The sequence below is a fragment of the Clostridium sp. SM-530-WT-3G genome (genome assembly GCF_012843905.1).
Classification (GTDB): Bacteria; Bacillota; Clostridia; order Clostridiales; family Clostridiaceae; genus Clostridium.
This window is the reverse complement of record NZ_JABAGC010000015.1, coordinates 1-17,122: the sequence shown is the minus strand read 5'-3', so window position 1 is coordinate 17,122 and position 17,122 is coordinate 1. Positions and strand designations below refer to the sequence as shown.

The window sequence follows — 17,122 nt, the reverse complement described above, 5'->3', positions numbered from 1 at the left end:
TAAAAAGAACGCTTATCACATAAACAATATAGCGTTCTTTTTATTAAATATTATTCTTAATTGTTTCCATTAAGGATTTCTGCAATTACTCTAGCCATACACTGGGCAGTAACCTTTGCTTCTTCTGGTGTATTTGTATGTGATCCAACTTCAAATAATATGCATCCATCACTTAAACTCTGGTTAAATGCATTTTTACCTCTATTATAAGTAGTTATTTTCCTTACAAGACCAGGAAATAATTCTGATGTCTTATTATAAACTTTATCTGTCAATTCCTTATTTTTAGCATATCTAGTACTATTTTTTGCATTTACAAACATTATCTTAGCTGCACTCATTCCATATATATCTGTTGTTGTAGCTGCTTTATTGTCAACAGAATCTCTATGGAGATCTATTATCATTTTAAAATCCCCATACTTGCTTAGATAATTATATACAGTTTCATTAGACCTTTTATAACTATCATTATATGACTTACAATGATCTGTTTTATCATGAATAACAGAAATACCATAATTATCTTCAAGTTCCCTTTCAAGAACATCACCTACTCCAACAACATTTGTTTCTTCATTATAACTATCTGGTGCATTAGCATTATAGTTTTCGTTGGTATGAGTATGATATATAAGTACTTCAGGCTTTGAATTATCAAGTGTCTTTTTCAATGCTGGATTATATATCTGAGTATTACTACTATCTGCTGTAACAGGTGTAGTTTTACTAATGCTATCTTCATTAACTACAAATGGGTTGAAACTTAATTTACCACCCTCCCCATTAGTTGCTCCTTCTAAAATATCTGTGCTTACGCATCCTACCAATGGAATCTCATTTTTTATTATTCCCTTGTAAGTTATATTATCCAATCCCATAACCTGTAACAATACATTTTCAATTGATAGTTTATTTTCTGAATAGTTTGCTTCATCATATATCTGATTTTCAACTACAGGCATGCTGAAATTTAAAAGCTGTACATAGAAAAACGCACCTCGCTCCTTATTGTTTTTCAATACTATTGCAAAGCGTATAAACAATACAATTATTAAGAAAACAAGTATCAATACCTTCATACTGATATAAGGTTTACCTCTTATCCCATTTCTTCTTAAAGCACAATTAGGCTTTTTCATATATATCATTTTAATCCCCCAAAATTCAGTTAACAGTTAATATCTTCAAATCCTATTCTTCAAAGCATATAACAATTAACAGTTTTATAAAATTAAAAGCTGATATCTATTAAGAAATCTCTATTTTTACGGACATTTACATTTAGATTTCCTCGTACCAGCTTTTGCTTTACTTATATATTTATATTAATAGATTTACATAATTATTCTCTTAATTCATAAACTTATTTATATCTTCCATATCCATATTAGGTTGAACAGCTATATTTATACCATTTGCAATTATTTTTGCTAAAGATTCTATAACCTTATCTATATCTTTTGGTGTTACTATCATTTCACCTAATGCCTTCGATGATAAAACCTCTCTTATTAATGCTCCTTTTTCATTTTTGTCTAAGTTCTTAAGCATTTCATAAAATTCATTTCCACTTTTTGAATTATGTATTAATGAATCTACAACTAAGTCAATAGTATCATTAGCTATTGTTACTGCATCGACTACAGTTGGAACACCTATAGCTATAACTTTAACGCCTAAATTTTCCTCATTAATTTGCTTTCTATTATTTCCAACACCTGCTCCTGGAGATATTCCCGTATCGCCTATTTGAATTGTATTATTAACTCTTTCTACCCTTCTAGCAGCTAAAGCATCTATGCATATTACCATATCTGGTTTAACTCTTTCCACTACCCCTTTTATTATTTCTACAGTTTCTACTCCCGTTACCCCTAATACTCCTGGTGATATAGAACATACAGGCCTTACAGAATTATCAATGGCTTCAGGCATAACAGTTTTTAAATGTCTTGTAACCATAATTCCTTGAGTAACTTTAGGACCTAATGCATCTGGTGTTACCTGCCAGTTACCAAGACCTACAACTAATATTGTTTTTTCAACATCTATCTCAATCATCCTACTTAAAACTTCAGCAACAACTTCAGATACTCTATCCATAGTTTCACCATCATAAGCGGTAAACTGTGGTATATCTATAGTCACATAATTTCCTTTTGGTTTTCCTAATTTTTTAGCTCCATCATCATTTTTTACTTTTACTGTAGTAACCTTTATATCCTTATCAGTTTCTTCTAAAACCTCAATTCCATCTATATCTCTTTCATCTTTATGACTTTCTTTATAAATTTCCCTTGCTTCCAATGCTAAATCTGTTCTTACATTAATCATATAAACAACACCTTTCTTCGTTAACAACTTATACTTAACAGTTAATAATCTTAAAGTTATATTCTTATTTTAATAAATCAACTTTTAAATTATCCTAATATTCAACAGCAAATAAGTCGTTATGACAAACTATAATTTATAAGTCAAATTCATACTTACAATTTATGTTTTCATTACATATTTTTAATATTTCAACTGATTTGTCTCTTTATCTTCTGATTAAATCTATTTTTTCCTGTATACATTAATTTAATACTTGAATTACATAAGTTGTGATGTTATAATAAGGTTTGTTGAATATGAACTCGAACGCAGATTTCCCCAAAAAACTGCAAGAGACCCTATAAAAATCTAAGGGGGTGAATTAAGAATGGCAAATATTAAATCAGCAAAAAAGAGAATAAAAGTTACTGAAGTTAAGACTTTAAAGAACAGAATGATCAAATCTGCTTTAAAGACTGCAATAAAGAAGTTTGAAGCTGCTGTAGAAGCTAAAAACAACGAAGAAGCTAAAGCTTTATTTACATCAGTAGTTAAGTCATTAGACATGGCTGCTTCTAAGGGAGTTGTTCATAAGAACATGGCTGCTAGAAAGAAATCAAGATTAGCTGCTAAGTTAAACGCTATGGCATAATTTGATTGACCCGCCACTTTGTTGGTGGGTTATTTTCGTATATATATATAAAAGAAGCGCACCTGCGCTTCTTTTTTTATTACTAAACATATATCTCTTCAAAATTGCATTTATAACTTTACTTTTTTACTGTAAGTGTATTTATAAGAAGAAATTCCATCTCCATATCTTTATCTACGCCAGATGATTTCAATTTAGTTTCTGTATTAACACATAGTTTTACTAATTCACATAACTGCTTTTCTGTAAATCTACTACTTTGACTCATAAGTTTTTCGCATACAAATTGAGGAAGCCTAAGCTCTGAGATAAATTGATTTACTCTTTTCCCTTGAGATACACCTACTTTTATTTCATATAATCTAGCAAAATGTTTTTCTATTGCAGTTATTATAAGCATATGTTGATCTGATTTAACTAATATTTCCCTTATAAGATCAATAGCTTTATCAATTTTCTTATGTGCAATAAGCTCTACAAGATCAAATACATCCTCTTCACTTGAGCTTGAAATAAGAAGATCTATATCACTCTTTTTTATCTCTCTTCCTTCAGTATAAGCTACAAGTTTATCAGCTTCTCTTTTAATAATATCAAAGTTATTCTGAACTTTTTCACAGAAATATGCAAGCTCTGTCCTTCCAACAGCTTTTCCTCTTTCTTTAAATATTCCATCAACCTTTTTAAGATACTTATCTCTTTTTAATTTATCACAATAGACTACAGGAAAATATTTTTCTATAGGTGTCAACTTTTTATTTTTATTTGGTTTATCTCTCTTATCCTTGCATAAATAATACATTATAAGGGTTGTATATGGTGGCATATCTGCAACATATTTTTTTATATCATTATAAATTTTAGTTCCAGATGAATCAGTTTTTTCCTGAAGAAAATTAGCTCTATATATAATTACAACCTTTTTTTCTGACATGAATGGCATAGTCTCACATGCATTCATAATTTCATCAAAATTTGTATTCATTCCATCAATTCTGATTAAATTCAATTCTTTAAAATCTTCTGCAATTTCTCTTTGCACTATTAATTGAATCCCATCTTTAATAAGTTCCTCATCTAATCCGGAGAAAATATATCCATTTTTAATATTTCCTTTTTCTATCTCTTTTTCATAAACATCGTAATTAATCAAAACAATTATCCTCTCACAGCAAATGTTAATTTTCTAAATAACTTTTATGAACAAGTTTTTATTATATCATTATTCCATATATAAATCTTATTGAACGGTCCATCTTTAAAATTTATTATATCATAATCACCATTACCTTTTTCACTACCAGACATTTTTAATAAATATTTTTTATAAGGAGTTTCTAATAAATAATTTTTCCCTAAGCTTTTTATTATACATTTATTGTATAAATCCACCTTATTTATATTGGTATAAACTTTATCTGCTTCTGAAATCTTCGCAAGCCTATCCATATCTATCTGTTTTTTATTAGATATAAGAACTCTATCTCCTTTATAAGAAATAAGTATAGCTCCTTCATTATAATATTTAATACTTGGTACTGGGCTGTATAATTGAATTATTATTATACACAAAACTGCAATAGGCATATGTATAATCTTTTTAAATCCTTTTTGTACAAAATAAATACTAATCATAATTGCTAAATACATCATAGCAAAATATTCATTTCCATAAAAAATAGGTAAAGAGAAATTATCAATATTACTTAATACTATGTCAAATATATTTATACCTTTTAATATTAAATAGCTTATAAAATCAAATAAATTATTGAAACTATAAAATATAAGTAGTAAATTTCCTAAAATAACAAATAAATCCACAAAAGGAACCAAGAACAAATTCCCAATAATAAAATTCAGAGATAAATCTTTAAAAATCAATAATAAATATGGAACTGTAAAAACTTGAGCACTTAAAGTAACAGAAAGTCCCTCTCTTAGTTTTTCTGGAAACTTATATAACTTATTATTAATTTTTTTATTCATCAATATTATTCCCAATGTTGCTAAATATGATAAATGAAAAGATATTTCAAATATACTATAAGGTTTATAAATTGTTAAAATCATGGCTGAAAGGCAAAGTGAAGAAATTGAGTTATTATTCCTCTTAACTATTGCTGCACCTTCAATAGTTCCAAGCATTATAAATGCCCTTATACTTGAATAATTTCTCCCAGTAAATATAACATATATAAAACATAATAGAAGTCCTAATTTATTTCTCATAAATATTCTTAAAAATCCATAAACAACAGCTACATGAAGACCAGATACACTAACACTATGAACTATACCAAATCTTTTCATATCATTTTTATCACTACTATCAAGCATATCAGAATATCCAAATGCTATTGATGATAAGAAACCAGCTTTTCTTGTTCCTAAGTTTTCTTTAAGTCTATCATAAATATTGTCCTTTATTTTATATAATTTAGTTATAAAATCATCATTACACTTATTTATAGATTTGACTTTCAGCTGCCCCACTACCCCATTGTATTTATTTTGTTCTCCTTTATCAATTTTGCCATACATATTATATAATTGCCCTACTTCAAACTTATATTTGCTATAATTTTCAATTAATAGCTTTTTACCTTTAAGATCACCTATAGTTTCATATGTATTTACTTTTACTATCCTCACTTCGTCATAAATTTCATTTGAAATTTTATAGTAAGAATAATTTATAAATAATCCTACAGCAAAAAATATTACTGAAATTATAGTAAAATTAACTCCCCATAATAAAAAAATCCATATAAAAAAGAGAACTGTTAAAAAAACAGACAGTTCTCTTAAATCATTATTTATTCCATAAGAAATAGAACTAACACCTAAAGCTAGAAATAAATATATTATTGGATTGTTTACTTGATTAATCTTTTTTATTTTATACATAGGCTCACCTCATTAAAGAGTTTTGCCACTTTCCATATAAAATTTCAAATATAAATAAAAATATACTACAAATTATTATTTCTATAATAACTATGTCTCTTGGTACTATATTATTCATTATAATAATAACTACTACTGCTACACATACTATCAATAAAGATATTAAACACATTAAAAGTTCATTGCTAAACCTTTTAAAAGATATTTTGCTTGAAAATAATGTGTAAAAAATAGCACCTATTGAAATTATAACAAGAGGAATAATAGAGGCTTCTCGCCCCTCTACTTTATACATAGAAATACAACTAAGAGTAGCTAATACAACTGATCTTATAAGAAAATCCCTCTTTCTCATTCCCACTCCATTTCCTAATAATAAAGCTTGTGATAAAGGTATAAACATAAAATAATTTATAGTCAAAATATCCCACATATCTAAAGTACAATTTTGACCAATAATATTATTAATCAACAATATAAGAAGTTCTGAAAGTATAATCATAAAATAAGTTTTCAATGTGTTATCTATATTTTTCTTAAGCACTTTAGAAAAATTTCTTATTTTAAAGAATCCATCAAGATAATTTTCTTCTATGAATACATCTGAAACTTTTTGAACTATAGAAGATGCATTTCCTTTACTTATGCCTACATCTGATAAATTAAGCGCTCTCATATCACTTAATTTATCTCCAGTAGTCGCAACATTATACCCATCCTTTACGAATAATGATACAATCTTAGATTTAATATCAGGAGTAACTCTGCAGAATACTCTTGCTCTACACAAAAGCTCCTTAAGTTCATGATGATTCAGCGAATCTAATTCTATTCCAGCAACAACTTGAGTACTATTCTTAATTACACCTGCTTTCTTAAGACTTGTTATAGCACTTAATTTTCCTTCTTCAGTAAAAATTATAGGTATTAATCCCTCGTTATTTATCTTATTTAAACTATATTTCAAATTATCTTTAAGTAGGTTTTCAAAGGCAATTATTCCCACAAACACCATATTACTTTCAATATTTCCATCCTTAGATGGTTCATAATTAAAATTTCTATATGCAAATCCTTGTGTAATTAACCCTTTAAATGATAAATTCATATCTATTTCTTTTATTTTATTTCTATATTCATCAGTAAGTTCTCTTTCAATACCATTTATCATTATATGAGTACATCGTTCAAGAACTATATCAACATTACCACGTGAATTTGCTCTAAAACCTCGATTAAGCTTACAAACAATAGTAGAAAATGCTTTATCATTATCTTTAGGAAGATCAATAATCTTTTTACTTCTATTATCTATAGATGACTTATATATCTTTTTCCTTGCTGCATACTTTAATAATGAAACTTCATCCATTTCACCAATTCCAATGTCACTTTCAGAATTGTATTCTGCATTATTACATATAAGAGCTATTTCAATTATTCTATCAAATGTAACCTCATTAACATATGGATCATCTGTAGATATCAGTTCATCATTTAAATATAAATTTCTTACTACCATTTCGTTTTTACTTATAGAACCAACTTTATCTAAAAATAAAATATTTATATTCTCAATTAAGTTAAATACAGAAAAATTAATAATTTTTATTTTATCTTTTAAAAACTTCTTTGTAACACCCATAACACCAAGTAAATTAACAACAAAAAATGGACAGCATCCCAATATAAACATTACTAAAGCAGCATTCTCTTTCTGTACTCCTTGTCCACAATACAAAAAATATATACTAAGTACAGCCACAATACTCGTATAAACATAAAGATATTTTTCAAAATTAGAATTCACCATTCTTCCATAACTATGTTTTTTAATACTAGAATACATAAGCATAGTCAGAGTCTTTCCAATCTGCGTATTTCCACCAACAGCAATTACTACTCCTAAAGCCTCTCCAGAAGATATTACCGAACCCTTAAATAATAAATTCTCCATTTCTTTAAGATCAGAAACTGTTCCTATTATGGTATCAGAAAATTTAGTTTTTAATTTCTTGTCTCCAGTTATATTTTTTTCATTAACTTTAAGATTATCAGCGTTTATTATTCTTATATCTGCAGGAACAATACAATCTTTATATAATAGAACTATATCTCCAACCACAAGTTCATCATTACTTACACATTTTTGTATTCCATCTCTTATAACTATGGCTTCACCAGAAACCACACTCTTAAGTTTATTAATTTCACTATCTCTTTTTGTATGATAAAACATACTTAAAAATATATTTATAAGCAATATAGCTACACATATAAATCCATAAATATAACTATTAAATGCAAATAATACAATAGATATTATAATAAATAATAATGTATACTTTTGTATTATTTCATCTAAAATATATTTATATGTTTTTTTATTATGAATTTCTATTTTATTACTGCCATATTTTCTTTTTGATATAGGCACTCTTTCTTCCTTTATTCCCTTTTTAATATCACTCTCAAGCAATTCAACAATCCGACTCCACGAATTATTACAATACTTTTCCAAAACCCCCACCATCCTATGTATTTTCTTCTCTATTTCAATGTAATTATATGTACTAATGCTATAAAAAGCAAAACATAAGTCACCATAATTTTTCGTAATAAATAATTCAAACTTAATTAAGTTTTTACTTTTTTGTTTTAGGATTAAATATAAGAGCCATTAAATATCCAAAAAATACAGATGCTGTTATACCTGCTGCTCCTCCTTTAATACCACCTGTAAAAGCTCCTAACAGTCCTATTTCCTTAACTTCTTTTATAGCTGATTTAGCTAATGCATTCCCGAAACTTGGTAGTGGTACTGTTGCACCTGCTCCTCCTATACTTACTAACTTATCATATAATCCAAATGCACCTAATATAGCACCTAGAGTTACAAACACAACTAGTATTCTTCCTGCTGTCAATTTAGTAAGATCAATTAATACTTGTGCAATAACACAAATTAATCCCCCAACTATAAATGCATTTATATAATCCATAAAAAAACTCCTTTTTAATTAAATTTATTTAATTCATTTCTATAGCAACTGCATGTGCAATTCCAGGTATTGTTTCGCCTTGAAGTGACGAAGTTGTACTCATAAGTGCTCCTGTAGATACTAATAGCACTTTCTTTATTTCTTTTTTTAAAAGTTTCTTATATAAATATCCAGTAAAAACTACAGCTGAACATCCACATCCACTTCCTCCAGCATCTGTATTCTGTTTCTCATTATCAAATATTATTTCTCCACAATCAATATGATTATCCCTTATATCATATCCATACTCTATAATTAATTTATCTGATAATTCACGACCTATTTTTCCAAGATCACCAGTAGCAATTACATCATAATCACTTGGTTTTCTTCCCGTATCTTTAAAATGATTTACTATTGTATCTACTGCTGCAGGTGCCATTGCAGCTCCCATATTATTAGCATCTTTTTGCCCAAAATCTTTTACTTTTCCTGTTGTAACATATGTAACCTCAGGGTAGTTTCCCTCATGACCTAAAACAACTGCTCCCGATCCTGTTACTGTCCATTGAGATGTCTGAGGTCTTTTAGAACCATAATCTAAAGGAAATCTAAATTGTCTTTCAGCTGAACTAAAGTGTGAAGATGTAGTTGCAACAACATGATCAGCAAATCCACCATCCATAATTATTGATGCAAGACTAAGGGACTCTGACATTGTTGAACATGCTCCATATAGTCCAAAAAAAGGTATACTAAATTCTCTGGCCGCAAAACTCGAAGAAATTATCTGATTTAATAAATCTCCAGAAAATAAATAATCTATATCATTTTCTTCTAAACCTGCCTTTTTAATTGCTTCACTTATAGCTGTAAACATCATCTGACTTTCAGCCTGCTCAAAACTATCTTTTCCACACGTGTCATCACTTAATATTTCATCAAAATATGAACTTAAAGGTCCTTCACCTTCTTTGGGACCAACTATTGAGTAAGTTGCTATTATTTTAGGAGGATGTTCTAGTTTTACTGTCTGTGTTCCAATCTTCTTCTTTTTCATCGTAGCCATAATATAACTCTCCTTTTATCTTTGAATTAACAAAACTATATAATAGACAATTCCGATTATTACTGAACTTCCTATACCATATACCAAAACAGGACCAGCAATAGTAAACATCTTTGCAGCTACTCCAAATATAAATCCTTCTTTTTTGAATTCTATTGCGGGAGAAACCACAGCATTTGAAAAACCTGTTATAGGTACTACTGTACCTGCACCTCCAAAATTCGCAAGTTTACTATATGTACCAGTTCCAGTAAGTAATGCGCCTAAAAAAATCATTATTATAGGCACTATATTCATTACCTGTTCTTCTGGAAAACCAAGGTTTGAAAAAATATTATGCACAAATTGTCCTATATCACAGATTAACCCTCCAACCAAAAAGGCCTGCCAACAATCCTTAAATATCCTTGATTTTGGAGTAATTTCATTTGCCATAGTTTCATATTTCTTTTTTAAATTATCTTCCCTTCTTTGACTCTTACTACTCAATACACTCACTCTCCTTTTATTAAGCTTATTATTTGTTAATTTAATAGTTTTAATTCAAAAGCTTACTTATATAAATACAAAACTTTAAGTATAAAAAAAGAAACTACTTATTCTTATATAAATAGCTTCTTCTAATAATTTATTACATTCTTTTTCATATATAACTCCATTATTTTTTCTTATAGTTTTCTATTAATTTTTAATATAGTTATTCCTCCAATTTCTTTTTCATCTGACGGAGAACCTTTTTTTCTATTCTCGATACCTGAACTTGGCTTATACCAAGCATATTAGCTACCTGAACTTGAGTTTTATCCTTAAAATAACGAAGCATTATAATCTGCCTTGCTTTTTCATCTAAGCTACGTAATGCCTCCTTAAGTGCTATCTTTTCAATCAAATTAGTATCTTCAGAACTCTTTTCACTTAATTTATCTATTAGTAAAACTGGAGCACCATCATCTTGATGTATAGTATCATATAAATATTGCAGTGTGTTAGACGATTCCATTGCAAATACTATTTCTTCTTTTTCTACGTCAGCATATTCTGCCAATTCTTCTATTGTAGGTGTCCTCTTCAATTTATTTGTAAGTTCTTCTTTATAAAAATGAATTTTCCTTGCAAGACTTTTTACATTACGGCTTACTTTTATCATTCCATCGTCTCTTAAAAAACGCTTTATTTCTCCTACTATCATTGGAACAGCATAAGTTGAAAACTTAACATTAAAATTTAAATCGAAATTATTAATTGCCTTAACTAAGCCAATTGAACCAATTTGAAATATGTCTTCATATTCATATCCCCTATTTAAGAACTTTTTACTTATAGATGCAACTAAAGGAAGATTCATTTCAATCAATTTATTCATAGCATCATTATCACCTTTTTTAGCTAAAGATAACAATTCACCATTTTGATTATAATTATAGTCTTCTCGTTTAATATTCTCTTTTTCCATATTATTCACCTAACTTACCATGTTGAATTTCTTCTTAATTACTACTTTAGTGCCTATTCCTTTTTTGCTTTCAACTTTTAAGTCATCCATAAATGTCTCCATTACTGTAAATCCCATTCCTGATCTCTCAAGGTCAGGCCTTGAAGTATACAAAGGTTCCATAGCCTGTGCTACATCATCAATTCCTTTACCTTTATCTTCTATAGATATAATAACCTCTCTATCTTTTATTTCTGTTTCAATTCTGATTATTCCATCTTCTCTGCTTTCATATCCATGTATTATACAATTAGTTACTGCTTCTGACACAGCAGTTTTAACATCACTTATCTCATCTATTGTTGGGTCTAACTGAGCTACAAAAGCGGCAACAGCAACTCTAGCAAATCCCTCATTCTGAGATTTACTTAAAAACTCCAAATTCATTTTATTTTCAGACATGATTAGCCCCCTCCTCTAAATACTCATCACAGCTTCATTAACATTACTATATTTTTTTATTATTTTATATAAACCTGCAAGATCAAATATCTTATCAACATTTTTATTTACTTCTGCTACACAAAGCTTTCCTCCTATATTAGAAACTTTCTTATAGCGTCCTATAACAGCACCAATTCCTGAACTATCCATAAAAGTAACGCCTGAAAAGTTTAATATAATTTTTGTTATGTTATCTTCATCAATCTTATTATCTACCTTTACCCGTACTGATTCTGCACTATTGTGATCAAGTTCTCCACTTAAATTAACAATTAAAATATCATTCTTTTTCTCAAACCCTATATACATTTACTTAGAAGTATCCCAATTAATATAATATTAACACTTGAGATATACTCCATTCACCTCCTTACATAAGATCTTTTTACCATATATTAACATATTTTTCAGTGCAACGTCAATTATTTTATTCATTACAATTTAAATTTATTTTATAATGCAAAAAACTCAGCGAAAAATAGTACTTATCACTGAGTTTTAGACCACTATTTCTTCTTTTTATTATTTCTATATTTAGATAATTCATCATCTATTTCTTTAAAAAAGCCCTTAACTGACTCACCCTTGTTTAAAATCAATACTTCAATAGCATCATCAAGATTTTCCATAGTATATATATGAAATTTACCTGTTCTAATATCTTCTTCTACTTCTCCAGTTAAAATTAGTTCATTTACATTTGTACTTGGAATAAGAACAGCTTTATTTTCAATTGTATCTATTTCCCTACAAACTCTATGAAATCCCTCAATTTTTTCATTAACACCTCCTATAGGCTGTATCTCTCCAAACTGATTTATGGATCCTGTAACTGCAATGTTCTGTCTTATAGGCCTTTTACTTAATGCCGATAATATGCATATTATTTCTGCAACTGATGCACTATCACCTTCAACCATTCCATAGGTCTGTTCAAAGCTTAATTGCAAATCTACAGGTAGTTTTTCATAAGGACTTAAAAGGCTACTTAATAATCCTTGTAATATTGAAATAGATTTTTCATGAATACTTCCACTCAGTTTACATTCCTTTTGAATATCTATTATCCTTCCTTCCCCTTGAAGTGCAAGACAAGTCACTCTCATAGGTTTTCCAAAACTGTAGCTTCCAGTTCCCACAACTGCCAGTGCATTGACTATTCCAACCTTTTCTCCAGTTGTAGTAAATAAAATCTTTTTACTTCTATAACTTTCAATTACTTCATCTAATATTTTTTCTTCTTCATAAGCAATATCAATTATATCTTCTCTTGTTATCTCTTTTCTATCTTCTATTTGGGCATTATTATGGGCTAAATATAAAATCCTATTTAAATAATAATCATCTACTGATATCTTTCTTCTATCTCCAGCAATTCTTGCTAGGTACTTAATTATTTCATCAACTGCATCATCATTAATCTTTAATAATTTATCCTTTTTTATCTTGCTTTCTATCATAGATATAATTGAATTTCTAGAAAAACTATCATATTTTATTTCTGTATCTGCTTCTATCTTTATAGGAAATATTCTTTTAAAATCTTCATCTTTATCAAATAATATTTCATAACTTTCATAATCACCAATTAGTATTACCTTAACATCAACAGGAATGCTTCCTGGTTTTAAGCCTGCAATCGAAAGCACATCGAGGTAATTTTTAGTATAATTATAATCAACAATCCCATGAGTTAGTGCTTTTTTTAAATAATAATAACTACTACCACTACTTACCAACGAACTTAATCTTAATATTAAACATCCACCATTTGCTTTAATAAGGCTTCCAGCATTAATTAATGAAATATCAGTGGTATATGATCCATTTGTATTCCTATACTCTATATTTCCAATTAAATTTGAAATAATAGGGTCCTCTTCATATATTACTCTAGGATGTTCTATCTCTGAATTATCCACAATTACGTTAACATCATATTTTTTAAATATATCTTGAATATCCTCTTCATCATCTTCAAGATTAATAGAATAACATTCAACAACTTCATCATCTATAGCAGCAAATATTTCAACTAGATATCTATAAACATTATCCTCAGTTATAAATTCTAATAAAAAATCATCTTTATATTTTTGCATATTTTGACTTAAATAGTCTTTATATATATTTTTTAATTTTCCTATTGAATCAGTTTCAATTTCTTTTAATTTTTCTAGAACTATCTCTGCTTCTTTTTTTAAATTACTTGCCTGCTTTTCAATACTTTCTTGAGTTTCTCCTTCAAGATTATTGTATTCGTCCTTAGTCATCTCATTTCCCTGGTCTTTTAAAGGAACAAATACAAATCCATTACTTGTAGCCTTAATGTCAAAATTCTTAGCTTTAGCCATATTCATAAGACTTGTTATATAATTATTTCTTTTTTCACTTATTTCTTCAATTATTCCTTCCTTCTCTTCATCAGAGCTACTACTATAAAAATCACTTATACAATCTATATACTTTTCCTTTATGTCATCCAACATTTCCTTTAGAAGATTTCCCTTACCATTTGGGACAAACAAAGGTAAAGGATTACTATATTCTCCACTTATTACATAACATATATCCTGCGGTCTATCTTTATTTTCATATATACTTTCAATATAATTAATCAAATCTTCTAATTTTTCTTTAGAAAAAGAATCAACATAATAAATATTGTATCCATCTTTTTCAACACTTAAAGCTTTTTTAATCTTATTTAATGTAGTCTTATTTTTGGGTATTCTATTAATATCAGTTTGTATTGTTACATCATTACACGCTGCTGAAAAAATAATTTCATTTAGAGTTAATTCTCTCTTCATAATTTATTCTACTTTGAATTTATTCTTCCAAAACTCAACTGCATTTTTCCAAAGTAGTCTCCTCCTTAAATTAATAGTATATAATATTAATATTCTTTAAGTGCTAAAATAGATATACTTTTTTTAGAAATAAATTAAATTATATATTTTATAACAAAGTCATCTGCTCAATTTGAGTTTCTTTAAATGAAGATATACTCACTCCTATCAGCCTTACATTTTCTTCAAACTCTTCATTTTCCAATATTTCTTTAGCAGTATTATATATTTCCTTATTGGTAGATAAATAATGATTTAGTGTTTTACTTCTTGTATGATTTTCAAAATCTTTTGTTTTATATTTAAGAGTCACAGTCTTTCCCGAAATATTTTTTCTACTTAAAATATCTTCAATTTCATAGGAAAATTCTTTTATATATTCTAATAATTCTTCTTTATTATTTGTATCAAATTTTAATGTTCTTTCTTTTCCGATAGATTTTCTTTCACGTACAGTTTCTATTTTCCGATTATCTATGCCCCTAATCCTTTCATATATTTCTAATCCATTCTTCCCCAAATACTCAATATAAAATTCTTTAGGCATTTTATATAAATCACGGATATAATATATTCCCATATTATTAAGCTTCCCTACTGATACTTTTCCAAGGCCATGTATTTCAGAAATTGGAAGAGGTAATAAAATATCTGGTACCATATCTTTTGATATTACCTTTATACCATTTGGCTTATTCCAATCTGAAGCAAGCTTTGCAAGAAATTTATTATATGAAATACCTACTGATATGGTTAATCCAACTTCTCTATATACCTTATTTTTAATATATCTAGCTGCTTCAAGTCCACTTGTAAATCTACTCCCTGAGATATCTAAGTATCCTTCATCTATAGATACTTGTTCTATAATTGGTGTTACCTCATTTAGTATCTTAAATATATCTTGAGAAACTTTTGTATATCTCCCATATCTTCCACTTACAAATACTGCATTTGGGCACTTTTCTTTTGCCATAAATATAGGCATTGCTGAATGTACTCCATATTTTCTAGCTTCATAGGAGCATGTAGAAACAACACCTCTTTCACTTATTCCTCCAACAATAACAGGTTTACCCCTAAGCTCTGGATTATCATTTTGCTCTACTGATGCAAAAAAAGCATCCATATCAACATGTAAGATATTATTATCCATAACAATTCTACACCTCTACATAACATATTATTCTTAACAATACTTTATCATAAATATTTTTATAAAAAAATAGACCAGATAACACTATTAATTATCTAGTCAAAATTTTAAAGTATATATCTATGCTAATACTTCATTAAAAAGTCCTTGATTCTTACTAAGTAAAAATGAATATGTTCCAAATGCAAGAAGTTCATCTACATATTTTATTTCATGCCTATCATAATCCATAAATACAATCATAAAAGCAATCATATTTCTAAAGCCTTTATCAATATAAAAGCCATATTCACTTTCTTCATTACATAAATATTCTATAACTTCATTTAAATCTTCTATACTTTTTTCTAAATCTTGGTCTTTAATCATTATACCTATTAATTGTAAAAATTGACGTCCAACTTTTATTCCTTTATCTTTTAGATTTAAAAGAAATTCTGATACATCTTCTGCTATATTTTTCTTAGTATTGAGTATCATTGAATTAGTCAGGCACTGAACTCCATTGTCTGAGAATAATTTCAAATTATGCATTCTTTTAAATATATAATCTTCCTTTTCTAATATATTTTGAAAATCTATATTGCTTATAGCTAATAATGCACATAAAAGATAATCATCTTCTGTTGTTAAATTACCATATTTCTTTTTCATAGCCATGAAAATGTTCTTAGTCTTTTTTATTACCTCTTCTCTCTTACTTCTATCACAATATTTCACTATAGAATATGATACTAATGCTAAATAACCACATTCCTTAAAACCATAATCAGTAAGCATTTCTAATGTTTCTATTATTTCATTGCATATTTCAATCTTATCTCCATTGCATAATTCTATTAAAAATGAAACTATGTAAAGTATATCCCCTCTTAGTACAGACATATTATGAGTATTTTTTCTTATATATGTTCTTATTTCCTTAACTTCTTTATCATTAATGGATTTTTTATAATATCCATTCACAAGTGCAGAATAATGATTTATATAATCACCATCATATCTTAAATTCTGTACAGCATATCTATAATTATTTATAGTATAATCACAGACATCTTTTATTACTTTTTCCATCTTATCTCCCCATTTATAACAATTACGAAAATGTTTTCTCAGTAAAAATTATATCATATCTTGTATAAATATTAAAATCTAATTAATTTCTCTTCAGCTTTAAAGAGTAAATTTATTTATATGTTTAAAATCTTCTTAATTTCAGCTTTAATTTTTCAGAAAATTAAGAA

General features: G+C 27.7%; 15 protein-coding genes. 1 reads left to right on the top strand and 14 read right to left on the bottom strand.

Features of this window, described 5'->3' with window-relative positions; translation table 11 throughout:
• Positions 1–56: 56 nt before the first annotated feature.
• Positions 57–1,142 (bottom strand): stage II sporulation protein P, encoded by a 1,086-nt coding sequence (locus HF850_RS07525; protein ID WP_243159436.1) that lies wholly within the window; start codon positions 1,140–1,142, stop codon positions 57–59.
• A 211-nt stretch (positions 1,143–1,353) separates the two neighbouring features.
• Positions 1,354–2,337, bottom strand: coding sequence for a GPR endopeptidase (gene gpr / locus HF850_RS07520; protein WP_169104852.1), 984 nt, complete (start codon positions 2,335–2,337; stop codon positions 1,354–1,356).
• 370 nt (positions 2,338–2,707) lie between these two features.
• On the opposite strand from gpr, the gene rpsT reads away from it, so the two are divergent.
• Positions 2,708–2,971: a 30S ribosomal protein S20 gene (rpsT, locus tag HF850_RS07515; RefSeq protein ID WP_169104851.1), complete on the top strand. Its 264-nt coding sequence runs from the start codon at positions 2,708–2,710 to the stop codon at positions 2,969–2,971.
• A gap of 118 nt (positions 2,972–3,089) precedes the next feature.
• On the opposite strand, the gene holA is transcribed toward rpsT, so the two are convergent.
• The 12 genes from holA to HF850_RS07455 all read right to left on the bottom strand — a co-directional run bounded on the left by holA (position 3,090) and on the right by HF850_RS07455 (position 16,952).
• Complete coding sequence (holA, locus tag HF850_RS07510) at positions 3,090–4,124, bottom strand: DNA polymerase III subunit delta (RefSeq protein ID WP_169104850.1); 1,035 nt, start codon at positions 4,122–4,124, stop codon at positions 3,090–3,092.
• A 44-nt stretch (positions 4,125–4,168) separates the two neighbouring features.
• Positions 4,169–5,881 carry a ComEC/Rec2 family competence protein gene (locus HF850_RS07505; protein WP_169104849.1) on the bottom strand — a complete coding sequence of 571 codons (1,713 nt, stop codon included), beginning with the start codon at positions 5,879–5,881 and terminating at the stop codon, positions 4,169–4,171.
• Between the two features lie 4 nt (positions 5,882–5,885).
• Entirely contained in the window at positions 5,886–8,411 is a 2,526-nt protein-coding gene (locus HF850_RS07500; RefSeq protein WP_347564416.1) for a cation-transporting P-type ATPase, read from the bottom strand.
• 115 nt (positions 8,412–8,526) lie between these two features.
• Positions 8,527–8,883, bottom strand: a complete 357-nt coding sequence (spoVAE, locus tag HF850_RS07495; protein ID WP_169104847.1) for a stage V sporulation protein AE — start codon at positions 8,881–8,883, stop codon at positions 8,527–8,529.
• 28 nt (positions 8,884–8,911) lie between these two features.
• Entirely contained in the window at positions 8,912–9,934 is a 1,023-nt protein-coding gene (gene spoVAD / locus HF850_RS07490) for a stage V sporulation protein AD (RefSeq protein WP_206151619.1), read from the bottom strand.
• Between the two features lie 15 nt (positions 9,935–9,949).
• Positions 9,950–10,423, bottom strand: a complete 474-nt coding sequence (spoVAC, locus tag HF850_RS07485) for a stage V sporulation protein AC (protein WP_169104846.1) — start codon at positions 10,421–10,423, stop codon at positions 9,950–9,952.
• A 208-nt stretch (positions 10,424–10,631) separates the two neighbouring features.
• Positions 10,632–11,387 carry an RNA polymerase sporulation sigma factor SigF gene (gene sigF, locus HF850_RS07480; RefSeq protein WP_169104845.1) on the bottom strand — a complete coding sequence of 252 codons (756 nt, stop codon included), beginning with the start codon at positions 11,385–11,387 and terminating at the stop codon, positions 10,632–10,634.
• 9 nt (positions 11,388–11,396) lie between these two features.
• Entirely contained in the window at positions 11,397–11,828 is a 432-nt protein-coding gene (gene spoIIAB, locus HF850_RS07475; RefSeq protein ID WP_169104844.1) for an anti-sigma F factor, read from the bottom strand.
• A gap of 15 nt (positions 11,829–11,843) precedes the next feature.
• Positions 11,844–12,179, bottom strand: a complete 336-nt coding sequence (spoIIAA, locus tag HF850_RS07470; RefSeq protein WP_169104843.1) for an anti-sigma F factor antagonist — start codon at positions 12,177–12,179, stop codon at positions 11,844–11,846.
• A gap of 197 nt (positions 12,180–12,376) precedes the next feature.
• A complete protein-coding gene (locus tag HF850_RS07465) occupies positions 12,377–14,683 on the bottom strand; it encodes an AAA family ATPase (RefSeq protein WP_169104842.1) in 2,307 nt (768 codons plus the stop codon).
• A gap of 148 nt (positions 14,684–14,831) precedes the next feature.
• Positions 14,832–15,878, bottom strand: coding sequence for a DNA polymerase IV (locus tag HF850_RS07460; protein WP_169104841.1), 1,047 nt, complete (start codon positions 15,876–15,878; stop codon positions 14,832–14,834).
• A gap of 120 nt (positions 15,879–15,998) precedes the next feature.
• Complete coding sequence (locus HF850_RS07455; RefSeq protein WP_169104840.1) at positions 15,999–16,952, bottom strand: DUF4003 family protein; 954 nt, start codon at positions 16,950–16,952, stop codon at positions 15,999–16,001.
• Between the last annotated feature and the right edge of the window lie 170 nt (positions 16,953–17,122).